Annotated in this window: 27 protein-coding genes; 8 read left to right on the plus strand and 19 right to left on the minus strand. The window is 68.3% G+C overall.

The window, feature by feature from the left end; all coding sequences use genetic code 11:
• Positions 1-16: 16 nt before the first annotated feature.
• Genes AB0F86_RS19495 through AB0F86_RS19515 form a run of 5 tightly spaced genes read right to left on the minus strand, consistent with a single transcriptional unit; the run spans position 17 to position 6,149 of the window.
• Positions 17-1,720, minus strand: coding sequence for an ABC transporter substrate-binding protein (locus AB0F86_RS19495; RefSeq protein WP_356985343.1), 1,704 nt, complete (start codon positions 1,718-1,720; stop codon positions 17-19).
• The gene (locus AB0F86_RS19500) at positions 1,713-3,254 is read right to left on the minus strand and encodes an ABC transporter ATP-binding protein (protein WP_356985344.1); all 1,542 of its coding nucleotides are present in this window, start codon (positions 3,252-3,254) and stop codon (positions 1,713-1,715) included. The genes AB0F86_RS19495 and AB0F86_RS19500 overlap by 8 nt, the downstream gene beginning before the upstream one ends.
• On the minus strand, positions 3,251-4,300 hold the full coding sequence (locus tag AB0F86_RS19505; protein WP_356985345.1) for an ABC transporter permease: 1,050 nt from the start codon (positions 4,298-4,300) through the stop codon (positions 3,251-3,253). The genes AB0F86_RS19500 and AB0F86_RS19505 overlap by 4 nt, the downstream gene beginning before the upstream one ends.
• Complete coding sequence (locus tag AB0F86_RS19510) at positions 4,297-5,331, minus strand: ABC transporter permease (RefSeq protein ID WP_356985346.1); 1,035 nt, start codon at positions 5,329-5,331, stop codon at positions 4,297-4,299. Before AB0F86_RS19510 ends, AB0F86_RS19505 begins: the two co-directional genes overlap by 4 nt.
• The gene (locus AB0F86_RS19515; protein WP_356985347.1) at positions 5,328-6,149 is read right to left on the minus strand and encodes a rhodanese-like domain-containing protein; all 822 of its coding nucleotides are present in this window, start codon (positions 6,147-6,149) and stop codon (positions 5,328-5,330) included. Before AB0F86_RS19515 ends, AB0F86_RS19510 begins: the two co-directional genes overlap by 4 nt.
• Before the next feature lie 167 nt (positions 6,150-6,316).
• Here AB0F86_RS19515 and AB0F86_RS19520 point away from each other — a divergent pair, with 167 nt between their 5' ends.
• Genes AB0F86_RS19520 through AB0F86_RS19530 form a run of 3 tightly spaced genes read left to right on the plus strand, consistent with a single transcriptional unit; the run spans position 6,317 to position 9,479 of the window.
• The gene (locus AB0F86_RS19520; RefSeq protein WP_356985348.1) at positions 6,317-7,228 is read left to right on the plus strand and encodes a rhodanese-like domain-containing protein; all 912 of its coding nucleotides are present in this window, start codon (positions 6,317-6,319) and stop codon (positions 7,226-7,228) included.
• An 8-nt stretch (positions 7,229-7,236) separates the two neighbouring features.
• A complete protein-coding gene (locus AB0F86_RS19525) occupies positions 7,237-8,532 on the plus strand; it encodes an NtaA/DmoA family FMN-dependent monooxygenase (RefSeq protein ID WP_356985349.1) in 1,296 nt (431 codons plus the stop codon).
• Positions 8,529-9,479, plus strand: a complete 951-nt coding sequence (locus AB0F86_RS19530) for an LLM class flavin-dependent oxidoreductase (protein WP_356985350.1) — start codon at positions 8,529-8,531, stop codon at positions 9,477-9,479. The genes AB0F86_RS19525 and AB0F86_RS19530 overlap by 4 nt, the downstream gene beginning before the upstream one ends.
• A gap of 84 nt (positions 9,480-9,563) precedes the next feature.
• On the opposite strand, the gene AB0F86_RS19535 is transcribed toward AB0F86_RS19530, so the two are convergent.
• The 4 genes from AB0F86_RS19535 to AB0F86_RS19550 all read right to left on the minus strand — a co-directional run bounded on the left by AB0F86_RS19535 (position 9,564) and on the right by AB0F86_RS19550 (position 12,740).
• Positions 9,564-10,913, minus strand: a complete 1,350-nt coding sequence (locus AB0F86_RS19535) for an aminotransferase class I/II-fold pyridoxal phosphate-dependent enzyme (protein ID WP_356985351.1) — start codon at positions 10,911-10,913, stop codon at positions 9,564-9,566.
• Between the two features lie 97 nt (positions 10,914-11,010).
• On the minus strand, positions 11,011-11,880 hold the full coding sequence (locus AB0F86_RS19540) for an alpha/beta fold hydrolase (RefSeq protein WP_225278401.1): 870 nt from the start codon (positions 11,878-11,880) through the stop codon (positions 11,011-11,013).
• Complete coding sequence (locus AB0F86_RS19545; protein ID WP_225278400.1) at positions 11,880-12,512, minus strand: TetR/AcrR family transcriptional regulator; 633 nt, start codon at positions 12,510-12,512, stop codon at positions 11,880-11,882. The genes AB0F86_RS19540 and AB0F86_RS19545 overlap by 1 nt, the downstream gene beginning before the upstream one ends.
• Before the next feature lie 105 nt (positions 12,513-12,617).
• On the minus strand, positions 12,618-12,740 hold the full coding sequence (locus tag AB0F86_RS19550; RefSeq protein WP_255283991.1) for a hypothetical protein: 123 nt from the start codon (positions 12,738-12,740) through the stop codon (positions 12,618-12,620).
• 293 nt (positions 12,741-13,033) lie between these two features.
• Here AB0F86_RS19550 and AB0F86_RS19555 point away from each other — a divergent pair, with 293 nt between their 5' ends.
• A complete protein-coding gene (locus AB0F86_RS19555) occupies positions 13,034-13,483 on the plus strand; it encodes an SRPBCC family protein (protein WP_067484645.1) in 450 nt (149 codons plus the stop codon).
• Positions 13,484-13,536: 53 nt separating this feature from the next.
• On the opposite strand, the gene AB0F86_RS19560 is transcribed toward AB0F86_RS19555, so the two are convergent.
• The gene (locus tag AB0F86_RS19560) at positions 13,537-13,986 is read right to left on the minus strand and encodes a MarR family transcriptional regulator (RefSeq protein WP_356985352.1); all 450 of its coding nucleotides are present in this window, start codon (positions 13,984-13,986) and stop codon (positions 13,537-13,539) included.
• Positions 13,987-14,100: 114 nt separating this feature from the next.
• Between AB0F86_RS19560 and AB0F86_RS19565 the strand changes: the two genes are divergently transcribed.
• Positions 14,101-15,060, plus strand: coding sequence for a superoxide dismutase (locus tag AB0F86_RS19565; RefSeq protein ID WP_356985353.1), 960 nt, complete (start codon positions 14,101-14,103; stop codon positions 15,058-15,060).
• On the opposite strand, the gene AB0F86_RS19570 is transcribed toward AB0F86_RS19565, so the two are convergent.
• Positions 15,040-15,813: an alpha/beta hydrolase gene (locus tag AB0F86_RS19570; RefSeq protein WP_225278396.1), complete on the minus strand. Its 774-nt coding sequence runs from the start codon at positions 15,811-15,813 to the stop codon at positions 15,040-15,042. The genes AB0F86_RS19565 and AB0F86_RS19570 overlap by 21 nt on opposite strands.
• Before the next feature lie 38 nt (positions 15,814-15,851).
• Here AB0F86_RS19570 and AB0F86_RS19575 point away from each other — a divergent pair, with 38 nt between their 5' ends.
• A complete protein-coding gene (locus AB0F86_RS19575; RefSeq protein WP_225278395.1) occupies positions 15,852-16,406 on the plus strand; it encodes a TetR/AcrR family transcriptional regulator in 555 nt (184 codons plus the stop codon).
• Here AB0F86_RS19575 and AB0F86_RS19580 read toward each other — a convergent pair whose 3' ends face one another.
• Positions 16,407-16,898 carry a hypothetical protein gene (locus AB0F86_RS19580; protein WP_356985354.1) on the minus strand — a complete coding sequence of 164 codons (492 nt, stop codon included), beginning with the start codon at positions 16,896-16,898 and terminating at the stop codon, positions 16,407-16,409.
• A gap of 158 nt (positions 16,899-17,056) precedes the next feature.
• Between AB0F86_RS19580 and AB0F86_RS19585 the strand changes: the two genes are divergently transcribed.
• The gene (locus AB0F86_RS19585) at positions 17,057-17,854 is read left to right on the plus strand and encodes a DUF6585 family protein (protein ID WP_356985355.1); all 798 of its coding nucleotides are present in this window, start codon (positions 17,057-17,059) and stop codon (positions 17,852-17,854) included.
• A gap of 177 nt (positions 17,855-18,031) precedes the next feature.
• Here the strand turns inward: AB0F86_RS19585 and groL are convergent, their stop codons facing one another.
• Positions 18,032-19,654: a chaperonin GroEL gene (groL, locus tag AB0F86_RS19590; RefSeq protein ID WP_225278392.1), complete on the minus strand. Its 1,623-nt coding sequence runs from the start codon at positions 19,652-19,654 to the stop codon at positions 18,032-18,034.
• A gap of 244 nt (positions 19,655-19,898) precedes the next feature.
• Complete coding sequence (locus AB0F86_RS19595; protein ID WP_356985356.1) at positions 19,899-20,627, minus strand: Clp protease N-terminal domain-containing protein; 729 nt, start codon at positions 20,625-20,627, stop codon at positions 19,899-19,901.
• A gap of 73 nt (positions 20,628-20,700) precedes the next feature.
• Here AB0F86_RS19595 and AB0F86_RS19600 point away from each other — a divergent pair, with 73 nt between their 5' ends.
• The gene (locus AB0F86_RS19600; protein ID WP_356985357.1) at positions 20,701-21,966 is read left to right on the plus strand and encodes a hypothetical protein; all 1,266 of its coding nucleotides are present in this window, start codon (positions 20,701-20,703) and stop codon (positions 21,964-21,966) included.
• 20 nt (positions 21,967-21,986) lie between these two features.
• Here AB0F86_RS19600 and AB0F86_RS19605 read toward each other — a convergent pair whose 3' ends face one another.
• From AB0F86_RS19605 to AB0F86_RS19625, 5 genes are all read right to left on the minus strand, one after another.
• Positions 21,987-23,177 carry an FAD-dependent oxidoreductase gene (locus AB0F86_RS19605; RefSeq protein WP_356985358.1) on the minus strand — a complete coding sequence of 397 codons (1,191 nt, stop codon included), beginning with the start codon at positions 23,175-23,177 and terminating at the stop codon, positions 21,987-21,989.
• 81 nt (positions 23,178-23,258) lie between these two features.
• Positions 23,259-24,131: an RNA polymerase sigma-70 factor gene (locus AB0F86_RS19610; protein WP_356985359.1), complete on the minus strand. Its 873-nt coding sequence runs from the start codon at positions 24,129-24,131 to the stop codon at positions 23,259-23,261.
• Positions 24,132-24,216: 85 nt separating this feature from the next.
• A complete protein-coding gene (locus AB0F86_RS19615; protein ID WP_225278387.1) occupies positions 24,217-25,095 on the minus strand; it encodes a phosphatidylcholine/phosphatidylserine synthase in 879 nt (292 codons plus the stop codon).
• Positions 25,092-25,805: a phosphatidylserine decarboxylase gene (locus tag AB0F86_RS19620; protein WP_225278386.1), complete on the minus strand. Its 714-nt coding sequence runs from the start codon at positions 25,803-25,805 to the stop codon at positions 25,092-25,094. Before AB0F86_RS19620 ends, AB0F86_RS19615 begins: the two co-directional genes overlap by 4 nt.
• A gap of 69 nt (positions 25,806-25,874) precedes the next feature.
• On the minus strand, positions 25,875-26,147 hold the full coding sequence (locus tag AB0F86_RS19625) for a GlsB/YeaQ/YmgE family stress response membrane protein (RefSeq protein WP_225278385.1): 273 nt from the start codon (positions 26,145-26,147) through the stop codon (positions 25,875-25,877).
• Between the last annotated feature and the right edge of the window lie 185 nt (positions 26,148-26,332).

The following is a 26,332-nucleotide window of genomic DNA, read 5'->3' on the forward strand; positions in this document are numbered from 1 at the left end:
GGGAGGAGGATGCTGGTCAGCGGACGGCGATGTCGTAGGCCCAGCCGTTGACGCTGTTGCGAGGGGCATCGAACAGCGAGGTCGGGTTGTGCACGGTCGCGTCGGCGGCGACGCTGTTGCGGTCGGTGTAGAGGGGGATCGCGACGGCATTGTCGAGAAGGTGGGCGGTGATGCGGTTGAACAGTTGTTTGCGCTGTTCACGGTCGGTGGCTTTGGTCGCGTCGACGAGCCACCGGTCCACCTGCGGGTCGGCCAGCTTGGAGCCGCCGACGATGGAGCCGATGGTGATGCCGTCGATCTGGCCGTATTTCAGGTCGGGGGTGGTCGACCCGTAGGCGCGGTTGAACTGCAGCGACAGGTCGAGGCCGCCGACCTGACGGGGGAAGGCCTCGTAGTCGTTGCGGGCCAGCAGGTCGTAGATCTGGGCGTTGTCGACGAATTGCAGTTCCACCTGAATGCCGAGGTTCTGGCGCAATTCGGCCTGCCAGGCCTTCAGGAAATCGTCCTCGGGGTAGGTGGGGTTGGTGGCGACCAACCGAACGGTCAACCGCTTGCCGGTGCCGTCGGTGCGGTAGCCCTCGGCATCGGTGCCGGTCCAGCCGGCCTCCGCCAGCAGCGCTTTCGCCGCGTCGAGATCGGGGCCGCCCTTGTTCTCGAACTTCGGGTCGTAGTAGGCGCTGTCCGGGGAGATCAGGCTCCACGCGCGCTGCTGGGTGTCCTTGGTGAGACTCTTGGTGACAGCGGCGATGTCGACACCCTTGGCGATGGCGCGACGCACACGCACATCGGTGGTGGCACCGTGGGTGAGGTTGAGCATGATGACCCACGGCGAGGCGGCCGAACCGATCTGCTCGTACTGGAATCCGCCGACACCGTCGAACAGGCCGATATCGGTGGCCTTCACGGTGCCGATGGCGTTCACCTCACCACTGCGCAGCAGTCCGGCGCGGGTGGCGGCCTCGGGGATGAACTTCACCACCAGTTCGTCGACGTAGGCGGCACCCTGGTGTTTCGCGGTGGCGGGAGCCCAGTTGTAGGCAGCGTTCTTCCGGTACCGCAGTTCCTGGCCCTGCACCACTTTGTCGAGCACGAACGGGCCGGATCCGACGAACCCCGCGCCGCTGGTCAGCGCCTGCTTGTCGGCCTTCAGGCTGCTCGGGGCGACGATGGCACCGCTGAGCCCGCCGAGGGTGGACAGGAAATCGGCGCGCGGGGTGCTCAAGGTGATACGCACCTTGTACGGGTCGAGCACGTCGACCGCGCTCACACTCGAATACTGCAGCAGGCCCAGCACCGTCCAGGACGGGTAGTCGGGGTTGCGCAAGGCGTCGATATTCGCCTTCACCGCCGCGGCGTCGAACTTCTCGCCGTTGTGGAAGGTGACGTCCTTGCGCAGGGCGAATTCGTAGACCAGGCCGTCCGGCGAGATGGTCCATTCCGTGGCAAGCCAGGGATGGAACTGCTCGTCATGGTCCTCCGCGATCAAGCTGTCGAAGCTGTTGCGCAGCACCTGGGAGGCGTCGAAGGCCGCGCCGTAGTGCGGGCTGAGGCCGCGCGACGGATATGTCGGCAAGGCGATGGTGAAGGTGCCACCTGCCTGCGGCGGAGTGGTCGGGCCACCACCGCCGCCGCCGGGTTCGGGGTCGGCGGCGCAGGCGCTCGCGGCCAGCGCGGTGGCCAGCAGCAGCGCGGTGAACAGTCGGGTGAGGCGATTACGCACGCGAGGAGCTTTCTGTGGGAGCCGGGACCGCCAGTCGGGGGACGGCATCGAGCAGGGCTTGGGTGTAGGGCGAGCAGGGGTGGTCGAAAACGTCGTCGGCCGTACCTGATTCGACGACCACGCCGTGATTCAGGACGAGCACCCGGTGACAGATCTGCCGGATGACGGCCAGATCGTGCGAGATGAACACGATCGCCACGTCTTCGGTGGCGGCGAGTTCGGCGACGAGGTCGAGGATTTGGGCTTGCACGGAGATGTCGAGCGCCGACACCGGTTCGTCGCAGACGATCAGGCGCGGGCGGGCGCCGAGCGCGCGGGCGATATTGACCCGCTGCCGTTGCCCGCCGGACAGTTCGCGTGGGTGGCGGTCGATGGTGTCGGCGGGCAGGTGCACGGCGTCGAGCAAGCGCAGCACCTCGGCTCGCCGTTCGGGGCGCGGCACACGCAGCGCGACACTCTCGGCGATGATCTCGCCCACCCGGTAGCGGGGGTCGAAGGAACCGACCGAGTCCTGTGCGACCAGACCCAGCTCACCCGGTTTGCGAGTCCTACGCGTCAAAGGCTCGGTACCGAAGCGCATCTCACCGCTGTCGGGCTCGATCAGCCCGGTGACGATCTTGGCCACGGTCGACTTACCCGACCCGGATTCACCCACCACGCCGAGCACCTCACCCGCACCGACCTCGAAGGAGATATCAGTGATCGCCGGAACTCCCCGGTACGACTTCGTGAGACCTTCCGCGGTGAAAACCGGCTCGGTGACCCGCGCGCGAGCACTGCCGTGCGGCACGGCCGCGAGCAGCGCGCGGGTGTACTCGTGCCGGGGTCGCTCGATGACCTCACGGGCGGACCCCGCCTCGACGACCTCGCCCGCCCGCATCACCAGGATGCGATCCGCGATCGAGGAGACGACCGCCAGGTCGTGGCTGACCAGGATCATGGCCCGACCACCGGCGACCTGTGCGGCAAGCAGCTCGAGCACCTGCTTCTGGACCGTCACGTCGAGGGCGGTGGTCGGTTCGTCGGCGATGAGGACGTCCGGGCCCGCCGCGAGCGCCGAGGCGATCAGGGCGCGCTGGCGTTGGCCGCCGGAAAGCTGAAACGGGCGCTGCCGCTTGCGGACCCGCGGGTCGGCGATGCCGACGGAACGCAGCAGTCCGTCGATGCGGTCGTTGCGCTCGTTGCGCGGGACCGCGCTCAGCGACTCACCGATCTCGTCGGCGATGGTGCGCAACGGATCGAGGGCCACCAGGGCGTCCTGGAACACCAAACCGACTCGGGCGCCGCGTATTCCACGCCACTGCCGTTCGGAGAGGTCGAGGGCCGAGGCGCCGAACAGATCGAGCCGGTCGGCGCTGACCCGGCCGCCCGCGAGACCGACCAGACTGCGGGTGGTCACCGACTTTCCGGACCCGGATTCGCCGACGATGGCGAGGATTTCGCCGCGGCGCAGCTCGAGATCGACCCCGCGCACCACCTCACGCCCATCGAATTCGACGCGCAGGTTCCGGACCTGGATCAGGGTGTCGGTCATAGCTGCGCCCTTCGCTCGAAACGGTGACCGGCGTAGCGGCCGAGGACGGTCGTCGCCAGGACGACGACGGTGACGGCGGCACCGGGGAAGACGACCGACCACCAGGCGATCCGCAGATCACCGTGCGCTTCGGCCAGCATCGAACCCCATTCCGGCACGGGCGGTTTCGGGCCGAAGCCGAGGAAGCTCAGCGCGGCGGCCCCGAGAATGCTCGTGCCGAGCCCGAGGGTGACCACCACCGGCAGCGAGCGCAGCGCGTTGGGCAGGATGTGGCGGACCACGATCCGTGCCCGCGACCGCGTGAGCAGCCCCGCCTGCGCCACGAACTCGCTGCCACGCACCGCCCGGGTCTCGGCCCGCATCACCCGGGCGAACCGAGGTGCGGCGGCGATACCGATCGCGAGGATGAGGTTGGCGGTGCCGGTGCCGGTGAACGTGATGAGCACCAGGGCGAGCAGGATCTCCGGAAACGCCCCGAGCAGGTCGAACGCCCGCGAGGCGACAGCATCGACGAGCCGATTGCCGATTCCGGCGATCAAGCCGAGCGTCACCCCGATGGCCACCGCCAGCGCTGTCGCAGTGACCCCGATGAACAGTGACAGCCGAGCGCCGTGCACGACGCGGGTGAGCACGTCACGGCCGAGCTGGTCGGTGCCGAACGGGTGTGCAAGGGAAGGTGATTCGTGGGCGGCGAGCAGATCGGTGTGCAGTGGGTCGCTGCCCGACAGCAGGTCCGGTGCGAGTGCGGCGACGGCGGCCGACGCGAGCACAGCCGCCGAAACAATCACGCCCAGCGGCCATTTCGAGGCTACTGCGACCAACTGATGCAGCGCATGCACCTTGCCGCGCGTCTCCTGCCGGCCCACCGAAGTCCGAGACTTCGATGTCGACCCGTTGGTGGACCGCTCGGAGACCCCTCGAGGCACGTCGGCTGCCTCGACCGCGACGGCCTCGCTGTACCGCCCATCGGACGGACCGCCGGCGGTCGGGTCGACGCCGCCGGTCGGCTTCGCGGCTTTCAGGTGAGCGGATGCGGTGTCGGTCATGCGGTCGGCTCCTGGAGGCGGGGGTCGATCCACAGGTAGGCGAGGTCTACGAGGACCGTGACGGTGAGGTAGATGGCGGCGGTGAGCAGGGCGACGCCGAGGACTACCGGCACATCCGAATGGGTGACGGCGGCGATGGTCTCCCGGCCGATACCGGCCCGGCCGAAGACCTCCTCGATCACGACCGTCCCGGTGAGCAGTCCACTCACTGCCCAGCCGGCCAGCGTGGCGGCGGGGATCAGCGAATGCCGCAACCCGTGCCGCACCCGCAACCGGGTGGCGCTGATCCCGCGCGAGCGGGCGGTGAGGGCGAACGGCTGCTCCAGGGCGCGCTCTATCCCCTCCCGCATCACCTGCGCGAGGACAGCGGCGATCGGCAAGGCCAGGGTGACGGCGGGCAGGACGAGCCGCTGGAATTCGTTGCCCGCGGTCACCGGGAGAACTTTCAGCGTGAACGCGAACACCCAGATCAGCACCAGACCGGTCCAGAACGGGGGCGCCGAGGCGACGATCACCTCCAGCGTCGCGGTCGCCCGGCTGAACACATCACGCCGACCCGCCGTGAGCACGGCGAGCAACGGCGCCAGCACCACCGCGATCAGGAGCGCGAACCCCGCGAGCTGCGCACTGGTCACCAACTGCTCGCCGAACAGGATGTCGGCCACGGGTTCGCCGCGCACATACGAATAGCCGAGGTCACCGTGCAACATCCGGCCCAGATGCAGGCCGTACTGCACGAGCAGCGGACGATCCAGCCCCCAGTCCCGCTCGATCCGCTCCCGCAGGGCCGGATCACTCGACTCGCCCATGATCGCGGTCACCGGGTCGCCCGGCGCGATGTGCACCGCGAGGAACGCCAACGTGACGGCCGCCCACATCATCCCGACAGCCGAAAGAAGGACCCCGGAGACACGACGTGCGACGACCTGGTGCCGGCTCGCGACTATTCCCTTGCGCGCCTCGGCATCCTCTCGGCGCACCTTCGCGTGGTCGAGGGAGCTCGGTGCGACCCGCGCTTGTGATTCCGTCATGAGGTCGGCTCCCCCGCCTCGGCCGGGTTGTGGACCGGAGCGCCGACGAGGCTGCCCCATTCGGTCCACGAGCCGTCGTAGACGCGGAGGCGATGGTCACCGAGAAGGTCGGTGAAGATCAGCCAGCCGAGTGCGGCTCGGTGGGAGAGCCGGCAGTAGGCGATGATGTCGTCGGCGCCGGCGATGTCGAGTTCCGCTACGCGCGCGGCGATTTCGTCGATAGGCCGGAGCAGGCCCGCGGGGTCGAGTAGGTCTTGTGCGGGCAGGTTCAGCGCTCCGGGAATGTGCCCGTGGCGCTCGGCGCCGTGGTCGACCGGCTCCGACGACGGTGAAACGCGGTGTCCCGCGAACTCTTCGGGCGAGCGCAGGTCGAGCAGGACCGCCGGAGAGTCGATCGCCGCGCGAACCTGCTCGCGGCCGACGACGACCTCGGAGAACCGGGGCGGTACGAGGGGAAGCGGCGTTCGCGCAGGCTCCCCCCGGTCATGCTGCCACGCTGCGGTACCTCCATCGAGGTAGCGCAGATCGCCCCCGACTCCCACAGCGGTGGCGACCCAGAGTGCGTAGGCCGCGAATTGTGGTGGGTCTCCAGCGAAGACAACCGGGGCGTCGGCGTGGGCACCGAGAGCGTGGAGACGGTCGGCCAGCTCACGAGCAGTGGGGAACTCGCGGCGCGACCGGTCCCAGAGCAGGTCTTTCCAGTAGACGGACCGGGCGCCCGGGATGACGGCAGGCCCATGACCATTGGTCACTTCGATGACGACGGCGTCCGCGCGGCGGTTCCGTACCCACTGCGCGTCGACGATCCGGCTTGTCACGGCCGACCTCCCATCTCCCGGGTTCCGACGACCCGGCGGGAGAAACATAAGTCGGTCAAACACCCACGGGAACACAAAAAGTCAGGCGGACTCCAAATATGTGTTCCCACACCCGGACTACATATTCTCGGCCGGTCGAACACACCGAAATCGGCGAAAGGACCCCGATGCCCGGCGACCGTGCCGCCCACCTCGTCTCCGCAGCCGACCTGCGTGACGCCCCGCCCGCGCGGCTCGTGCTGCTCGACGTCCGCACGGCCGGGGAGCGCGCGAACTACCAGCGCGAACACCTGCCGGGTGCGCGATTCGCCGATGTCGACGCCGATCTGTCCGGTACCCCGACCGCCGATTCCGGCGCCCGCCCCCTGCCGGACGCGGACCACCTCACGGAATCGCTGCGCCGCTGGGGTATCCAGCCCGACAGCACGGTGGTGGTCTACGACGACGCCCGCTCGGTGGCCGCCGCCCGCGCCTGGTGGGTGCTGCGCTGGGCCGGTCTGACCGACGTCCGCATCCTCGACGGCGGACTACGTGCCTGGCAGGCGGCGGGCGGCCGACTCACCTCGGATCGGCCCGGGGAGCCGTCGAGTACACAGGGCAGCGGGCCCGACGCTCGCGGGAACGACGGCGCCAACGAACCCGATGCGTCCGGAATACGGGCCACCTCCGCCATCGCGCGACCGGGAGCACTGCCCGTCATCGAAACAGGCGGTGTCGCTGAGCTTCCCAGCCTCGGCACTCTCCTCGATGCCCGCCCGCCGGCCCACTTCCACGGTGGGGGCGAGTATCCGGGGCATATTCCCGGCGCCGTCAGCGCCCCGGTCTTCGACGACTTCGACGACGAGGGACTGCTTCTCGACGAGGCAACGCTGCGCGCCCGCTACCACCGCCTCGGCCTCGACGCCGGAGTCCCGGCCGCCAGCTACTGCGGCAGCGCGATGGCGGCGGCCCTGCAGGTGTTCGTGTTGGCGACGCTCGGCATCGAGATCGCCCTCTACCCCGGCTCCCTGTCGCAGTGGGTCGCCGATCCCGCCCGTCCGCTCGCAACGGAACCCTCTGTCGCCCTGTCGAATTCCTAGGAGCCCTCATGCCGAGACATGTCATTCTCAACGCGAATCTCATTCCGGGCGGCGCCATCGGCAGCCCGTGGCGGCGCGCACCGGAGCCGGCGGCCCACTTCGTCGAGATCGAGCACTACCTCGACGTGGCACGCACCGCCGAGCGCGGCCTGCTCGACGCGGTATTCCTCGCCGATTCCCCCGATATCCAGGCCAAGGACTGGACCGCGCCGAGCCGCCTGCTCGAACCGTTCGTCGCCCATGCCGTGCTCGCCGCGCACACCAGCCGGATCGGGGTGATCGTCACCGCGACCACCTCCTACAACGACCCCTACAACCTGGCCCGCTCGTTCGCGGCGCTCTCGTCGGTGTCGGGCGGGCGGGTCGGCTGGAACTTCGTGGTCACCGGCGGTGACAACGCCGCCCGCAACTACTCCCTCGACCAAGCGCTGCCGAAGGCCGAGAGGTATGCCAGGGCCGCGGAATTCCTCGAGGTCGTCACAGCGCTGTGGGATTCGGTCCCGGCGGATGCACTCGTCGGTGACAAGGCGACCGGGCGTTACCTCGATCCCGAAGTGGTCCGCCCGGTCGACCATGTGGGCAAGTTCTTCCGGGTGGCGGGCCCGCTGAAGTCGCCGCCCCTAACGCACGGCAAACCGGTGCTGATCCAGGCGGGCGCGTCGAGCCACGGCGTCGAGCTCGGCGCCAGGACCGCCGACGCGATCTACTCCGCGCATGTCGACCCCCTCTCCGCCGCTGCGCGCCGCACCGAACTGCGACAGCACGCCGCCGCGGCGGGGCGCGACCCGGACAGCGTGAAACTGCTTCCCGGCCTGATCATCGTGCTCGCCGACACCGAAGCCGCGGCAAGGCAACGCGAACGCGATCTCCTCGACCTGATCCCCGACGACGTGCAACTGACCAACCTGGCCGACCGTCTCGGTATCTCCCCCGACGACCTCGACCTGAACGCCCCGTTCCCGTGGGACAAGATCCCCGACGAGAACAGCGACGCGGGCTCACGCGGCCAGCGCGCGGTCCTGCTCGACAATGTGCGCGCGACAGGTGCCGATACCCGGGGCGCCGCACGGCTTCTCGCGTCCGGAAGCGTGCACGCCAAGGTCGTCGGCACGCCTGAGCAGGTGGCCGACTTCATCACCGACTGGTTCACCGAGGGCGCCGCCGACGGCTTCAACGTGATGCTCGACGAATTGCCCAGCGGGCTGGACGTTTTCGTCGATCACGTCGTTCCGCTGCTGCAGGCACGTGGACTGTTCCGCACCGAGTACCAGACCACAACGCTGAGAGGGCACTACGGCCTGTGAATCGCGCCCTGTTCGTCCAATTGCGCAGCGGCCCACCGGTTGCCGAGGTCTACCGCCGCACCATCGAGATCACGGTGCACGCCGAACGCCTCGGTTTCGGCACCGTCTGGTTCGCCGCACGGCACTTCGAGGCCCATCACGCGGCGCTGCCCTCGGTGTTCCCGTTCGTGGCCGCCGCTGCCCAGCACACCGATCACATCCGGCTCGGAACCGGGGTGGTGACCGTGCCTTTCGAGCATCCGGTCCGGCTCGCCGAGGACGCGGCCGTCACCGACGCGCTCAGCGGCGGACGGCTCGAACTCGGCCTCGGCAAGGGGCTCGGTTTCGGGCATTCCGCCACCAGTTACGCGGGATTCGGTGTGTCCGACGCCGAACGGGAGACGATCTACATTCAGCGGGTCGCCGAACTCCACCGCATCCTCGACAGCGGACAGGTCGGTGACGACATCGCCCTCTACCCACCGCCCGGCACCCTGCGGTCCCGGATCTGGCAGTCCACCGGGAACATCGACACGGCCCGCCGGATAGCCGCCGCGGGCGACGGACTACTGCCGCACGGCAATTCACAAGCACGTGCGGGCGGCAGTGTCACCGAACTGGTCGACGCCTACCTCGACGCCTCGCGGGAAACGCCACGGATCGGAACGAATGTGGCGGTGCTCCCCGGCGACAGCGAGCACGATTCCCTTGCCCTTCTAGAGGCAGACATCGCACTGAGCCCGCGCTACTACCCGCAGCCCACAGACCTGCGAAAGTATCTGACGGACAACAGGATCCTCATCGGTTCGAACGAGCAGATCACCGCGCAGCTCGCCCAGGACACCGACCGTCCTGTGGCCACCGACGTGCTCTACTACGTGCCGCTCGCCGTCCACCACCCCCGATACCTCGACTGCCTGACCCGGATCGCGGCCCTGTCGACGAACCAGGCGATCAGGACGGCCTGAGGGCCGAGGGGCGGCAGTCCGCGAACCCTCGGTGACGCGATCGAGCGCTGCATGACGGCCGATGTCCGGCCGCCCGCGAACGGGTCAGTCGAGGAATTCGCGGTGCGTCGACGCCGCCGCGTCCGCCAGCAGGGCCGCGAGTTCGGCGAGCCGTCGCGGGTCGTCGGGGAGTTGGGGAACCGCCACCCGGATAGCAGCGCGCGCCGCCGCCACATGTGATCGCGCGGCCGACCCGACGACCACCCCGTGCCGCGCGCAGCGGAGCAGCGCACCTTGTTCGTCGGCGACCTCGACCCACACCACCAGGCTGTTCGTCCCGGCCTCGGCGACCACCCCGTGTGCGGCCAGCGCCGCGATCAAACCGGCCCGCCGCGCGGCATAGCGTTCGCGGGCGGTGTCGATGAGCGCGGCCGCACCAGGATCGGTGATCAAGTGCGCCAAGGCGTTCTGCAGGATGCGGCTGTTCGCGGCGATACCGTGCACCCTGGCCCGGATGGCGCGGTCGACCAGTTCGGCACTGCCACCGATCACGCAGGTCCGGATATCCATCCCGAAGGCCTTGCAGTAGCTGCGCACTCGTACACAGCGTTCCGGGTACCAGCTCCCCAGGGAGGGTGCCTGCGCCGCGGCGAGCGGTCCGACCGCGTCGTCCTCGACGATCCACGGCTCCGCCTCCGCCGCCGCGAACACCTCGGCCAGTTCACCGGCCCGGCGTTGCGAGAGCACACCGCCCGTCGCGTACGCGCCTTCGGGCTGCAACACCACCACCGCCGGGCTCCGGCGCAATGCCTCGGCCAGCGAATCCGGCAGCGCCCCTTGCTCGTCGGCGGCGATCCCGATCACCCGATATCCGACCTCGGTCAGCGTATCCAGGAACCCGGGCATCACCGGTTCCTCCACCGCGACCAGCGCGCCGTCCGGGGCCGCCGCGTTCACTGCGAGAAACAAACCCTCCGAGCCGCCGCCCGCCGCGACGAACGCCTCGGCGGGGAAGGGCCAGCCGTCACATACCGCCGCGCGCAAACGGTCGGTGATGTAGTCGCGGCCGGGACGGTTCAGGTCGTCGGTGTGCAGCCCGGCGAGCATCGCGGGCGCCAGGTCGGGCTGCAGGGCGTAATCGGGGCTGCCGGTGAGCAGGTCACGCTCGGCGAGGGGGCGCCCCAGCGGCATTCCCCCGGCCGCGGCCACCACGGTGCCGCCCCGGCGATTGGTGGCGATCAGTCCCTCTTTGCGCAGCTCACCCCAGGCCGCGACGACCGTGCGGGTACTCAGACCGCAGTGCTGGGCCAGTTCCCGGATGGTCGGCAACCGGATCCCCTCGGCGAGGGAACCGTCGCGGATGAGCCGCGCCGTCACCGCCCGCACCGATTCGGATGTGTGCGAGGCGTCGGCCGCCAGCGCACGCACGAGCACCGCCGAACCCGGGTCGGTCACCGATTCTCCATTCGTCGCATATGGACCAGTATGACGAATATATGTATTCAGCGAACCGGTTTTGTTCCCGTGCGATTCGATCGTCTGTGTCCGCGTCTCAGCGGTCGCGTAGCCACTTCTCGACGGCGTCGACGGTGGAGTCCGGGTTGGTGATCCAGCCGTTGTGGCCAAGCGGTTCCGGCTCGAACCGGCGGGTGACCTCGGCAGCGGGCATCTTGCTCAGCAGATGGTCGGCGGAGGTCTGCGGGGTCATCTCGTCGCCCTCGATGGTGATCGACAGCACCGGGAACTTCAGCCGCGCGACGCGTTCCTCGTAATCGATATCGGCGCCGACCGGAACGAAGCGGCCGGTGCGGGCCAGGCGGGCCCAGTCCGACATGAGCACCTTGGACTGGCGGCCGTATGCCCGTTTGCCGAGCATGTCGCCCGGCCAGAAACCGGCGAGATTCGACGCGACCGCCACCGCGGCCGTGCCGACGAGCATCCCCGGACCGAGCACACCGCGGTAGCCACGGTAATACGGTGTGCCGGAGGCGATCAGGATCAGGCCGCCGAGTCGGCCGCGCACCCGGGCCGCGTACAGCACCGACAGCTGGCCGCCCATGCTGTGCCCGAGCAGGTACGGGGTGCTGCTGGGGAAACGGTGGCGCACCACCTGCAGCATCGCCGGAAAATCCACGGCGACCAATTCGTGGTAACCGTAGGTGCTTTCGGCACCGGGACGATGAGTACTACCGCCCTGACCACGCAATTCGCCGATGGCCACATCGAATCCGCGCCCGGACAGCTGGTGGGCGAAGTATTCGTAGAACTCACCGGGCACGGCGAGACCGGGCACGATCACGATCACCGGACGCGGGGCGTCGGGGGTCACCGGATGACGGTGCGGCCCGCGCGCCGGAATCAGCCGCACGGGCAGGGTGGTGCCGTCGGGTACCTGGATCGGGACGGTCTCGACCCGCGCCATCAAGCCCCGACCGCGCCGAGAATCACCCGGCTCAGCACCTGGATCACATCGTCGAGCGGCGGACGCGGATCGGCACCGCTCCAGCCGTCGACCACATAGTTCACCGCGCCGATGATGGCGAGCACCCGCAACTCGTAATCGCCGGACGGGATTTCGCCGTGCATGGCCGCGTCCTCGGCGGCGCCGGCCAGCAGCGAGCCCCACACCCGGCGTAGCTCGAGGCGGAACTTCTCGACCTTGGGTCCGGCGCCGACCACCTCGACCAGTGCCACCCGCGCCTTGCGTGGATCGGTGCCGATGGTCTCGACGTAAGCGCGTACGGCCGCGTCGATCTGGTCGATCGCGCTGGCGTCGCTTTTCGCCGCGAGGGCGGTAGCCACCGCCTCGCGGGATTCGCGGTCGATCTGCTCGTACAGCTCGAGTAGCAGCGATTCGCGGCCGGTGAACTCCTCGTAGAACTGCCGCGACGACAGTCCGGCGTCCTTACAGATGGCACCGACCGAACTGTTGGCGTACCCGTCGCGCGCGAAGACCGTCAGGCCTGACTCCAGAAAACGCGCACGCCGCTGGCGTTGCCGGTCCTCTACGGGCTGCCCGGCATACATTCGTCCCGTATTCGCATCCTGTGACATTGTCGCTGACAATACCGAAGGGCCCGATCCCCTCGTCATGGATCGGGCCCAACGACAGCCCTCCCGACTTACCGCGCGTTAGCCGGAAGTTTGCTTCAGATGCGCTCAGTTACCGGAGGTCTGGGCCGAACCGGTGCTCATCGAGCTGGTGAGCAGACTCATCAGCAGGGCGAGGATGCCGCCGTCGCCGCTGCTGCCGGAGTTGGACTCGGTGATGTTGTAAAGCATGGTGCACTCCAAGTTGACACTCTGTGACCTTCTGTCACTGGCGATTTGCCGTCTCGGACGATACCGAAGCCAAATGTGAATAGGAGGTGTTTTAAAGGAATTTCCCCCACTTTTCTGTGAGAACCCACAAGCCCCCGAAAACCAGGGCGGCGGATGCCCCGTCGACCGGACTCGAACCGGCGTCCCCGCTTCGTGGGTCGTGGGGGCAAAATCCGACTGTGGGCGGAGGGCTGAGACGGGCGGCGACCCTATGCTCGGTGTGACCGTACGTCACGCACAACCCGGAGGCACCGTTGCCGAACAATCTCGAAGCAAGTATCGACATCGCCGCATCGCCGGAGAAGGTCTGGTCGATTCTCGCGGACCTGAACCGGATGTCGGAGTTCAGCCCGACCACGGTCAAGATGCTGGCGATCGGTGGGGTTCGCGAAGGGGCGCGCACCATCAACTTCAACCGCGACGGCTGGAAGGTCTGGCCGACCAGTTCGCGCATCGTGCGGTTCGTCCCCAACACCGCGCTGGCGTTCCGGATGAACGAGAACCACACCGTGTGGAGCTACGAGCTCGCACCGACCGCCGCGGGCACCCGCCTCGTCGAGCGACGCACCCTCGACCCCAAGGGAATTCCCGGCTGGATGGGTCCGGTGATCAAGCTCGCCGGCGGCGAGGAGAAGTTCGAGGCCGATCTCGTCTCGGGCATGCACGAGACGCTGCGCAAGATCAAGGCCGCGGCCGAACGCTGACCCGTTCGCCCCAGAGAGCCCGCCGGACCCCTCCGGCGGGCTCTTCGCGTTTGCTACGGAAGATCCTGGCGGACTTCCTCGAAAGCCTGTGCCGTGCGGGTCAGCAGCGCGGTCAGCGTGGCGAATTCCGCGGCGGTGAAGCGGGCGGCCACGGCGCGTTCCACCGCGATCGCGCGCGCGTCGGCCGCCTCGGTGACCTCACGGCCCGCCTCGGTCAGCCGGGTCTCGAGGACATTCTTGTGCCACTCGTGTGGTGAGCGTTCGACCAGGCCACGGTCCTGCAGATTGGTCAGGACGGTATTCATCGTCGGCGGCGTCACCCCCGCCAGCCGGGCGAGAGCGGCAGCCGAGATACCAGGGTTCTCGGCGAGGTACATCAGTGCGCTGAACTGCGGAACCGTCAGCCCGGCCGGTTTGAGCGCGGCTGTTTTCGCCGCGATCATGGCTTGCTCGGCACGCTTGAGAAACGTGCCCAGCCTCTCGGTCGAGGGCATGGACGTCATGGCTGCATGGTATCCGCCCATTTCGAAGTATCACCCTTGACGAACATTAGAACTCTAATCTACATTTCTGTTCGTTCGATGATGTATTGCGTTACGTGAACGAGAGGCTTAACCATGATCAGGACCCTCGCGATGGCCGTCGCCTGCCTCGCGCTCACCGCCTGCGGTACCGACGACCCGGCCGCGCCACCCGTCCTGAGCACCGCATATGGACTGCCGGGCGCGGCCGTCTACCCCGAGGGCATCGCGCTCGATCCACGCACCGGAACCACCTATGTCGGCTCCTACGCCGACGGCACCGTGTTCCGCGCGGGAGCGGACGCGGCGACGGCCGAGGTATTCCTCCCGGCAGGCGCCGACGGCCGCAAGACAACCAACGGACTACGGGTGGACCGCGACGGCAGGCTGTGGGTGATCGACTCGACCGCGGGAGTCATGGTGTACGACACCGGTTCTCGCGCCCTGCTCGCCCGATTCGATGTCCCGGACACCCGACCGCGCTTCGTCAACGACCTCGCCTTCGGCGCCGACGGCAGCGCCTACCTCACCGACAGCATCCGCAATGTCGTCTACCGCGCCACCCTCGCGCACGCCACCGAAGGCCGGGGCGAGCTGACCGTAGCCGCCGATCTCGCACCGGTGCTCGGACCACGCGACCCGAAGACCTTCGAACTCAACGGGGTCGTCGCCGACGAGGCAGGCACCTACCTGCTCGTCGTCGCGATGTCGGCGGGCGAGCTGTACCGGATCGACCTCACCGGCGCCGAGCCGATTCGCAAGGTGGCACTGACCGGCGGCACCGTGCGCAACGGCGACGGCCTGGAACTGCGCGGCGACACGCTGTGGGTGGTGCACAACACCGACAACACCATCAGCCGCTGGACCGTCACCGACCACGGCGGCGCGGCCGCGCGGGAACGCGAATTCCACGATCCCGCCCTGAGCATCCCCACCACGATGGTGCACTCCGGGGACCGGGCGCTGATCGTGTCGTCTCAGTTCGACAAGGGCGGCCCGATGGGCACAGACGAGAAGCCGGGGCCGTTCGTGGTGTCAGCGATCGACGGGTTCTGACCGCACGAATTCCTCCAGCACAGTGACGAATTCGTCCGGCTGTTCGACCTGCGGGGAATGCCCCGCGTGCTCGACCAGATGCGTGCGCGCCCCGGCGGCGGCGAAACGGGCGAGGGTGGCGGTGGCGTCGTAGAGGTGGTCGTGGCGGCCGTGCACGGCGAGCACCGGTACGTCCAGCGCCGCCACCCTGGCGTCGAGCGGCCGGGCGGCGAAGTCGTCGGCGCGGGCACCGACGGCATAGGCCAGGCCCGTCGGCGCGGCCGACCGGAAGTCGCGCACGACCGCCTCGGCGAGACCGGGCACCGACGCGTAGCGGAACCGCGGGGCGAACAAGGTCCGATTGCCTTGGCGGATCACGAAACCGGGCGTCCAGCGCTGCGCTAGCCGCACCGACCACGGGCGGACCACCCAGCGGGCGAAACCCGGAATCCGCGCGGCCGTGTAGTCCGGGCTCTGCCCGACCACCACCGCGCGTGCCACACGGGGCAGCGCTGCCAGCTCGAGGGCGATCTCCGCGCCGAACGAATGGCCGACCACCGTCACGTCGGTCAGGTCGAGTTCCTCGAGCAGGGCCGCGATGGGCGCTGATCTGGCCGGGGCGGCGAAATCCTCCGGCGCGGCGCGAAGGTCCACCCGGATCACCCGGAAACGGGGAGTCAGCCGCTCGGCGGCCGCGCCGAACCAGTCGACCGAACCCGGGATTCCGTGCACGCACACGATCGCCGGGCCCGCGCCTTCGTCGACAAACTCCACCACTCGAGCCTAGCGCGGCCATTCGATAGCGTATGGCTGTGAAGTCACCCTCCGCTCGCAGGCTCAGCGCCGACGACTGGGTCGCCGCCGCGATCGTCGCCCTCGGCGAGAACGGTCTCGCCGGCGTGGCTGTGGAACCGCTCGCCAAACGTCTCGGCGCCACCAAGGGCAGCTTCTACTGGCACTTCAAAGACCGCCCGGCGCTCGTCGACGCCGTCCTCGCGCACTGGGAACGTGAGGGCACCGACGAGGTGATCGCCGCGCTCGAGAAGCTCACCGACCCCGCGCAGCGGCTGCGGGTGCTGTTCACCGATGTCATCGACTACGCCACCGAAGGCCGTGAGGAACTGGCGTTGCTGGCCGCCATCGACCAGCCCGCGGTCGCCGCTGCCATGCGACGGGTCGCCGCGCGGCGGATCGAGTACGTGGCCGCGCAGTTGCGTCTGCTCGGAGTGGCCGCTGAGCAGGCGGATACGCGGGCGGCGGTGGCCGTCGGTATCTATCACGGGATCAATCAGCTGGCGCGCGTTTCTCCCGAAAGCCTGCCCGCCACCAGCGAATTGGTCGATTCGATTCTCGAACGGCTGATGTAGTCAGTCGAGGCCGAGCTTGACGAAAGTCCAGTAGAGCAGCCGGGCGCGCAGTGGCCGGCGGTACGGCGCGGGCGGGGTGCCGACGGCGGTTTCGGCGTTGTCGAGCAGTTCCTCGAGCAAGGCGTCGTGCAGCGGACGAATGGCGAGGTGCCAGCCCAGGAATCCGGATACGCCACGGGTTTCGGCCGAGATCACATGGCGCAGGGCGCTTGACGTGCCTTTGCCGATCACCTCGAAGGTGTGGGTGCCTTCGAGCATGAAACCGGGCGTGAAGGTGAACTCGACGAATTCACCTGGGCGGTGGGCGGTGCAGGTGTAGAGAGTGGAACCGTGGCCGCCTGTCGCGCCTTCGGCCAGTGGGCCGTCCAGCTCCAAGGGTGGCCATTTCTCGCTGGGCCACAACGGGTTTCCCGCAATCGCCACTTTGTCGAGCAGTTCGCCGACCTGTGCGGCCGGTGCCTGAATTGTTCGCTCGTGAATGTTGCGGATCATTCATCCAACCTCTCAGCGGTGCCCCTGCTCAAACCATACGCATGCGTATGGATGGTGTCCAGGCCGGTCGTGGGCGGATTCCGGGCGCCCTACAGGTGGCGTTATCTGCGCCGGTCGAATACGCTTCGCCGCGGATGAAACGCCTCATGGAGGGACAAGTGATCACTCCGAACAGGCCGGAGACCGTAGCCGAGGCTCGCCACCCCGTGCCCCTGACCCAGCTGATACACCTCATGGCGGAGTACCAGCAGCTCGGTGCGCACCGCGACACCTTCCTGGCCACTCCGGCCGACGACACCTTCGTGCGCGGGTGCGGCATCGTCGCGGGCTGCATCGCGTTCATCGGGGTGATCTGCCTGATCGTCGGCGCGTGGCCCGGTGCCATCGCACTGCTCATGATCGCCGCGGTCCCGGTGATGCTCGCTTTCCGGCGCGGAATCATCAACCGGCAGAACCGCGCCGCCCGCATCGACCTGTTCGAATACGGGGTCACGGTGTACCACTCGGGTCAGCGCGTCGCCGGCTTCCGGTGGGACACCACCGAGGTGCGGCAGGAGGAAATCCCCTTCCACGACACGGTTCCCGTCGCCTACCGCCTCGAACTCACCGGTCCCGCGGGCCGCGCCGAAATAGACGAAGAGGGCTTCGCCCGCGCCCGCGAATGGGCACGCGCAATCCAATCCGCCGTCACCGCAACCCAACTCCCCCTGGCGGTGGCCGCCATCGACAACGGCGAAACCGTGAACTTCGGCGACCTCGGCCTCTCCCTCGACGCCCTCACCTACAAGGGCGAACACTTCCCCTGGACCAACATCCAACTCATCGACGCCCGCAGCGGCCACATCCGCCTCAAAGTCGCAAGCATGTGGATGTCGCTGGCCCCCGTCAACACCATCCCCAACTTCTACATCTTCAACGAACTAGCCGAACGCCTCCGCCTGACGCCTGTCGGCTAGATCGGACTACTCGCAGGCACGATCGGCGTTTGCCTTCGCCTGCTCATCGGTCGCGCCTGACTACTCGCCGGATGACGGGCGAACGCCACTTCATGCTCCTGTCGGACAGACCGAAGGCCGGTCCACTCGAGAGTGGACCGGCCTTCGTGGACTTGTAGAACTAGCTGATCGAACCGATCAGAAGTCCATGCCGCCCATGCCGCCGGTGGGGTCGGCGGCGGGGGCCGACTTCTCCGGCTTGTCGGCGACGACGGCCTCGGTGGTGAGGAACAGGGCCGCGATGGAGGCCGCGTTCTGCAGGGCCGAACGGGTGACCTTGACCGGGTCGGCGACGCCGGCGGCCAGCAGGTCCTCGTACTCGCCGGAGTCGGCGTTCAGGCCGGAACCCGCGGGCAGGTTCGAGACCTTCTCGGCGACCACGCCGGGCTCGAGGCCGGCGTTGAAGGCGATCTGCTTCAGCGGGGCCGACAGCGCGACGCGCACGATGTTGGCACCGGTGGCTTCGTCACCGGTCAGCTTCAGGTCGTCCAGTGCGGGCGCCGACTGCAGCAGGGCCACGCCACCACCGGCGACGATGCCCTCTTCGACGGCGGCCTTGGCGTTGCGCACGGCATCTTCGATGCGGTGCTTGCGCTCCTTGAGCTCGACCTCGGTGGCGGCACCGGCCTTGATCACCGCGACGCCGCCGGCCAGCTTGGCCAGACGTTCCTGCAGCTTCTCACGGTCGTAGTCCGAGTCCGAGTTCTCGATCTCGGTGCGGATCTGCGCCACGCGGCCCTTGATGGCCTCCGCGTCGCCCGCGCCCTCGACGATGGTGGTCTCGTCCTTGGTGACGACGACCTTGCGCGCCTGGCCGAGCAGCTCGAGACCGGCGGTCTCCAGCGACAGGCCGACCTCTTCGCTGATGACCTCGCCACCGGTGAGGATGGCGATGTCGGCCAGCTGGGCCTTGCGACGGTCACCGAAGCCCGGAGCCTTGACGGCGACGGACTTGAAGGTGCCACGGATCTTGTTCACGACCAGGGTCGACAGGGCTTCGCCCTCGACGTCCTCGGCGATGATCAGCAGCGGCTTGCCGGCCTGGATGACCTTCTCCAGCAGCGGCAGCAGGTCCTTGACGGTCGAGATCTTCGACGACACGAGCAGGATGTACGGGTCCTCGAGGACCGCTTCCTGACGCTCGGGGTCGGTGACGAAGTAACCGGAGATGTAGCCCTTGTCGAAGCGCATACCCTCGGTGAGCTCCAGCTGGAGCCCGAAGGTGTTGCTCTCCTCGACGGTGATGACACCTTCCTTGCCGACCTTGTCCATCGCCTCGGCGATGAGCTGGCCGATGGCCGGGTCACCGGCGGAGATACCGGCGGTGGCGGCGATCTGCTCCTTGGTGTCGATCTCCTTGGCGGAGTCGAGCAGGCGAGCGGTGACGGCCTCGACGGCCTTCTCGATGCCGCGCTTCAGACCCAGCGGGTTCGCGCCGGCCGCGACGTTGCGCAGACCTTCACGCACGAGCGCCTGGGCCAGCACGGTGGCGGTGGTCGTACCGTCGCCGGCGACGTCGTCCGTCTTCTTGGCGACTTCCTTGACCAGCTCGGCGCCGATCTTCTCGTACGGGTCCTCGAGGTCGATCTCCTTGGCGATGGACACACCATCGTTGGTGATCGTGGGGGCGCCCCACTTCTTCTCGAGCACGACGTTGCGACCCTTCGGGCCCAGCGTCACCTTGACAGCGTCGGCGAGGGCGTTCAGACCCCGCTCGAGACCGCGACGGGCCTCTTCGTCGTACGCAATTGTCTTGGCCATTGCGTTGAGATCCTCCACATGTCTATGGCTGACACACGAGACGACCACAGGTTGGATCGTCCCCAAGTACGCTGGCCAGGTGCGGTGCCCGCGACGGACGACCGAGGGTGTCGATGGAACCCGATCTCACCGTCCCGACCTGGCACTCAACAGACGTGAGTGCCAAAGCCATTTTTAGCACTCGGGTGACGAGAGTGCAAGGTCGCCTCCGGCACGGCCGCACCGCACCGGAGACGACCGACGGTCAGGAATCACCCTTGGCGGCGAGGAACTGTTCGAGCAACGCGACGAGGTCGGCCTCTACAACAGCCTTGTCCAGGCCGAGGTCACTGAGCACGCCCGAGCCGTTCTCGTGCTCGAGCAGCGCGAGCAGGATGTGCTCGGTGCCGATGTAGTTGTGGCCGAGGCGAAGAGCCTCGCGAAACGTCAGCTCCAGCACCTTCTTGGTCTCCCCGTCGAAGGGGATGAGCGCGGGTACATCGTCCGCGGCGCCGGGCAGCCCCGCGGTGGCCGCTTCGCGAACAGCGTCGAGTTCGACACCGCGGGCCTCGATCGCCTTGGCCGCGAGACCTTCGGACTGGCCGATGAGGGCCAGGATCAGATGCCCGAGGGTGATCTGGTCGTTGCCCGCCGTGCGCGCCGATTCCTGCGCGTCGACGACGACCTGCCGTGCACGCGGGGTGAACTTGGCGAACCCGGCCTGCGGGTCCATGGCGGCGGCGTCGCCGGGCTGTTTGGGAACGAAACGCTTCTGCGCGGCCTGCTTGCTGACGCCCATGCTGGCGCCGATGTCGGTCCAGGAGGCGCCGGAGCGGCGGGCTTGGTCGACGAAGTGGCCGATGAGGTGGTCGGCGACCTCGCCCATGTGGTCTCCGACGACCACGGCGTCGGAGAGCTGTTCGAGGACATTGTCGGGACGGGCCTTCTTGATGCCGTCGATCAGATCGTCGAGGCGGATGTTCGGTGTGCTCATGCGTCAACTCTAAGTTGACGATACCGCTTCGTCAACCCTTGGTTGACGATCCGTTGATGGCAGAGTGGGCGGTATGGGGAGAATCTCGGGGTGGATCCTGCGGGTCGCGGGAGTAGTGGTGACCGCGTGTTGCCTGATCGCGGCGGGACGCTTCCTGCTGCCACAGCCAGGAGCCGGGGAAATACCGGGCTCAACGGAACGGCAATTGTCGTTTCTGCGCGCAGCCCTGGACGACGGTGCCGATACGGCAGCGCAGCAACAGTTTCCGGAGGGACATCTGTTCTCGAATGCGCTCTACGGACTGGCCTGGGTGCAGGCCGCGCACGCCGAGCCCGGACTTGGCTCGCAGGCCGTGCGCGAATCGCGGTGGGCGCTTGCACGACTGGAATCCGAGGAGGGGCGGGCGGTGTTCAGTCCGCAATTGCAACCCGCCTACGGGATCTTCTGGGCAGGGTGGACGAACTGGTTGCGCGGGGCGATCCTGACGCTCGACTCGTCGGACTCCGTTCAGGTTCAACGGTTCTCCGAGCACAGTCAGGAGATCGCGCAGGCGTTCGCGGCGTCCGACACTCCGTTTCTGCAGGCATATCGAGGGCAGGCGTGGCCGGTGGACTCCACGGTCGCGATCGCCTCGCTTCGTCTGCACGACAAGCTGTTCGGTGCGCGCCATTCGGCGGTGATCGAGCGGTGGCTGGATCACGCGCGGTCGCGCCTCGACCCATCCACAGGCCTGCTCCCCCACCAGGTTTCCGCTGTGGACGGCTCGACGAGCACTGGCTCGAGGGCGACCTCCCAAGCGGTGATTCACCGGTTCCTGCCGGAGATCGATCCGGAATTCGCGCGAGCACAGTACTCGCTGTTCCGCAACCGATTCCTCTCGCACCCTGGCGGTTTCGGGCCCGCGATACGCGAATATCCACACGGCGTGGACGGCAGCGGTGATGTGGACTCGGGGCCTTTGATCGCGGGCATCAGCTTGTCGGCCACGGTGGTTGCCCAGGGCGCCGCCCGCGTCAACGGAGACGACGCCCTGGCCCGAGCCCTCGCCGCCGAAGGTGAACTACTCGGCCTGCCGATCGACCTGCCCAGCTCGAAACGTTATGCGTTCGGCCTGGTCCCGATCGGTGACGCCTTCGTCGCCTGGTCGTCCACCGCCCGACCTTTCGTCACCGAACCACCGTCCGCCACTTACGAATTGCGCTGGTGGTGGCGCCTGCCGTGGCTCGCGCTACTGACCCTGATCGCCCTCACCCCGTGGGCCTGGCGGATCACCGCCGTGGCGCGAAGTGCCGTGCGCGCCGACTCCCGAGCCGACAGGCCCTCAGCGTCGGGCATCTGACACGGCGGCGGTTGCGGCTGTCAGCGCAGGCCGACCGCCATTCCGGCACCGCGCACGATCAGTTCCTTCACCACCGCACCGGTGCGGCCCCGGATCACGCGCCCTCCGGGAGTGTCGTCGGCATTGAGCACCTGGATGACGGCATCGCGGCGGCCGAGACTGAGGCATTGGAGCTGGTAGCGGAAGTTCATCGGCTCCGGCTCGACACCCTTGGCACGGGCGACAATCGCCCGGGCCACGTAACCACCTGCGGGAATAGCCGTGGCACAAGCCATACGGAGCGGACGATCGCCCGGCCCTGCGATCAGCGCCGCATCGCCGGCGGCGTAGATGTCGGGGTGGGAGATCGAGCGCAGGGTCGCGTCGGTCCGGATGCGGCCGTGTTCGTCGACCGCGAGGCCGGCGCGGCGAGCCAGATCGGGAACGGTGAAACCAGCTGTCCAGACCACTGATTCGGCTTCGATGACGGTGTCGTCGGCGAGCCGAACACCTATCGGCAGCACCTCGACGACCTTCGCCGACGACCGGATCTCCACCCCGAGCCGGGTGAGCGTGGCGCGGATGCTCTCGACGGCCCGCGTCGACAACCAGGCGCCCGGCTCATCGGCGCCGAGCAGAGTCACCGCCGAATACCGTTGCGATTCGGCGAGTTCCGCCGCCAGCTCGATGCCCGTCGACCCGGAGCCGACCACAACGACCCGCCCCTCGGGCAGGGCACGCACATCCTCGGGCGTCGCGACAGACCGCGCGTATCCGGCCACGCCCGGTGCACCCGACCGATCGGCCGCGCTACCGAGCGCGTAGACCAACGTGTCGTAGGCGAGTGACCATTCACCGATGTCCGAGGCCTGCCGACGACCAGTGCCTTCGGGTGCGCCGTCGCCCGACCACTGATCGGACTGGCCGGCCTGCCCCACCGAGGTGCCGCCGTCGGCAAGCTCCTCGAGATGAACCTGCTTGGTCACCGGGTCGAGACCCGAGATTCTGGCCTGAACGAACTCTGCCCCCTTGCGCTCCAACAACTTCCGCAGCTCCCAGCGCTTGATCCGCTGCCCCGCCGCCTCCTGGTGCAACCGCACACGCTCGACGAACTCGGCGCGGGAATCGACCACGGTGATCGTCGTGTCACGCGACGTGCGCGCCAGACGGCGGGCCGCCGCGAGACCCGCGTACCCCGCGCCGAGAACGACGATCCGATGCTGACCGGTCATGGTGTGGCTCCTCTCGATGTGCCGACACCCTCCAGACCGGACAGCCCCCGCTTTCCTGACAGGTCGCGGTGGTGATCCGGCTCACGCCGCGAATCGGTCCAGTTTGTCCGGGTTCACCACGATGAGGACCTCGTCGACCAGACCGGCCTCGTCGACTTCGAAGAACAGCACGGAACTGGCCTGCACACCGTCGGCCCGCACGACCAACGCGAGCGCGCCGTTCACCTCGTCGAAGGCGAATGTCGCTGCCGGGGTGAGGAACTTGGTGAGTCCGACGAGGTAGCGCGACACCTGGTCGGGGCCGGTCACCGGGCGGCGGGCGGCGGTCACCTTGCCGCCGCCGTCGGCCGTGCTCACCACGTCGGCGGCCAGCATGGCGCGCAAACCGGCGACATCACCGGTTGCGGCGGCGGACATGAATCGCTCGAACAGGGCACGCACCTGCTCGCTCGGCACCGGGTAGCGCCGCTTCCCGCCGCGCACCCGGGTGGTGGCCCGATGCAGGATCTGCTGCGAGTTGGCCTCGGTGAGGTCGAGCATCGCCGCGATCTCGGCATGCGGGTAACCGAACGCCTCGCGCAGTACGAACACCGCCCGCTCCACCGGGTTGAGCCGTTCCATCGCGGTGAGCAGCGCCAGCGAAACCGATTCGCGTTCCTCGACGGTTTCCAGCGGACCGAATTCCCCGGAGGGCACCGGCTCGGGCAACCACGGGCCGACATAGGTTTCGCGCCGGGCACGCGCCGACGCCAGCTCGGTGCGGCACAGGTTCACGGTGACCGTCGTCAGCCAGGCTTCGGGATTGTCGATGGCGGTCCGGTCGGCGGCGGCCCAGCGCAGGTAGGCCTCCTGCACCACGTCCTCGGCCTCGCTCGCGGCACCGAACATGCGATACGCCAGCGCGAACAGCCTGGACCTGTGCTGAGAGAACTCCGTGATCCCGTCCGATTCCACCCGCACTCCCTTGCCGTAGTGGCGCTACGGTACCGCCCGCCCGGACCGGCGATCAGCAGGATGTGGGCGGCGTCTCGCCGGGCAGCTAGTCGTCGCGCGGCCGACGTAACCGCAACCGCGCCGACCCGCGAATCGCCGGGCGACGGATCTGCGGCATCCGGCGCTGCGCGCGCCGCTGGGCCCGCCGCTCGGCGGGTTTGTGCTGCCAGGTCTCCGGGCGCGCTGCCACCCAGCGCGCCGAGCGCCAGGCGAACGGGATGTGACCGAGGTACAGCGCGACCAGGATCAGCAGCAGCACGATCGGGTAGGTCACCAGCAGCGCGGCCGCGACCGCGACGAGCACCAGCAGACCGGCGGCGGCCTGCGGTGCCACCGACACCGACTTCATGGCGAGCGTCGGGATGGTGCTCACGCACAGCAGGGCGGCGAAGGTGGTCCACACGGCGACGAAGGTGAAGCTGTCCCACCAGCCGTCGCCGAACTGCACCTTCAGCGCGATCGGAACCAGCGCGATCAGGGCGCCCGCGGGCGCGGGCACACCGGTGAAGTACTCACGCGCCCAGTTCGGGCGGGAATCGTCGTCGAGCAGGGTGTTGAACCTGGCCAGGCGAAGCACCAGGCTCACCGCGTACATCAGGGCGATGATCCAGCCCGCGCTGTACCCGTCGAGAAGCGTGACGTAGAGGACGAGCGCGGGCGCGACGCCGAAGGAGATGGCGTCGGAGAGCGAGTCGAGTTCGGCGCCCATCTTGGAGGTGGCGTCGAGCATGCGCGCCAAGCGGCCGTCGAGGGTGTCGAGCACGGCGGCGGCACCGACCATGGCCAGCGCGATGCCGAGTTCACCGTCGAGCCCGAACTTCACCGCCGACAACCCCGAGCACAGCGCGAGGATGGTGACGATGCTCGGCAGCAACCGGACCGAACGCGGCCGACGGCGGCGAGCCGAATGCGCCTGTTCGATCATCCCAGCACAGCCAGCACGGTTTCGGCTCCGATCGTGCGCTGACCGGGGGTCACCAGCAGTTCGGTGCCCGCCGGGAAGTAGGTGTCCACGCGGGAACCGAACCGGATGAGTCCGTAGGTGTCACCGATGGTGAGCTGATCGCCGACGCGGGCGTCGCAGACGATGCGGCGCGCGAGCAACCCGGCGATCTGCACGACAACGACCTGCTTGCCCTCGGCCGTCTCGATGAGCATGCTGTTGCGCTCATTGGCGTCGGAGGCCTCGGCCAGGTCGGCGGAGAGGAATTTGCCCGGCTGGTGCAGCACCTCGCGCACGGTGCCGGACACGGGCACGCGCTGCACGTGCACGTCGAGCACAGACAGGAAGATGCTGACTCGCGGCAGCGGCTGCTCGCCGAGGCCGAGTTCGGCGGGCGGCACGGCCGTGTCGACGAGCGCGATCTCACCGTCGGCGGGTGCGACGACGATGCCCGCGCGGTTGGGCGGCACCCGGTGCGGGTGCCGGAAGAAGGCTGCGCAGGCCGCCGCGGCGGCTAGACCGACCCGCCGAACCCACTTGTTGCGTCCGCCGACGACCGCCACCGCCAGCGGTGCCGCCACGAACGGCAGGCCTGCGGGGTGCAGCGGAGGTACAGCGGCCCGGACCAGGTCGACGACATGGCCGACGCCGGTGGTCTCGGGCGTGCCGGGCGGGGTGGGGCGGCGTGCCACGGGCTCCCTCTTTCGTGTGATGACAACAGCGATCACACCTTACGGGAAGCCCGTCGCCCGCAGTGGCCGTCAGTGCACTGATCTGCGCCCGGTGAAGAGTCCGACCAGGAACAACAGCAGGCAGGCACCGGCCAGACAGGTGATGAAGCTGAAGATCCAGCCCGCGCCTTCGACGTCGACGCCGAACAGCTTCAGGACGAAGCCGCCGAGCAGGCCACCGACGACACCGACGACGATGTTGAGCAGGATCCCCTGCTGGGCGTCGGTCTTCATGAACTTGCTGGCTATCCATCCGGCGAGTCCGCCGATGATGATCCAACCAATGATCCCGAGTCCGAGCATTGTGTACCTCGTTCCCTCGAAGGGTCGGCTAGCTATCGCCTCGTCTCACAGTTATACCCCGCGGCTCTTGTGACAATCGACACTCTTCGGACAGATTTTCGCGCTAATATGAGGAGGCCTCATGTCTGCGCGTTCACATGTTGTCCACGCAGGGGTCACGGGCGATGAGGGACCGATTTCGATGC

Origin of the sequence: Nocardia sp. NPDC023733 (genome assembly GCF_040639775.1) — a bacterium.
Taxonomy (GTDB): Bacteria; Actinomycetota; Actinomycetes; order Mycobacteriales; family Mycobacteriaceae; genus Nocardia; species Nocardia rosealba.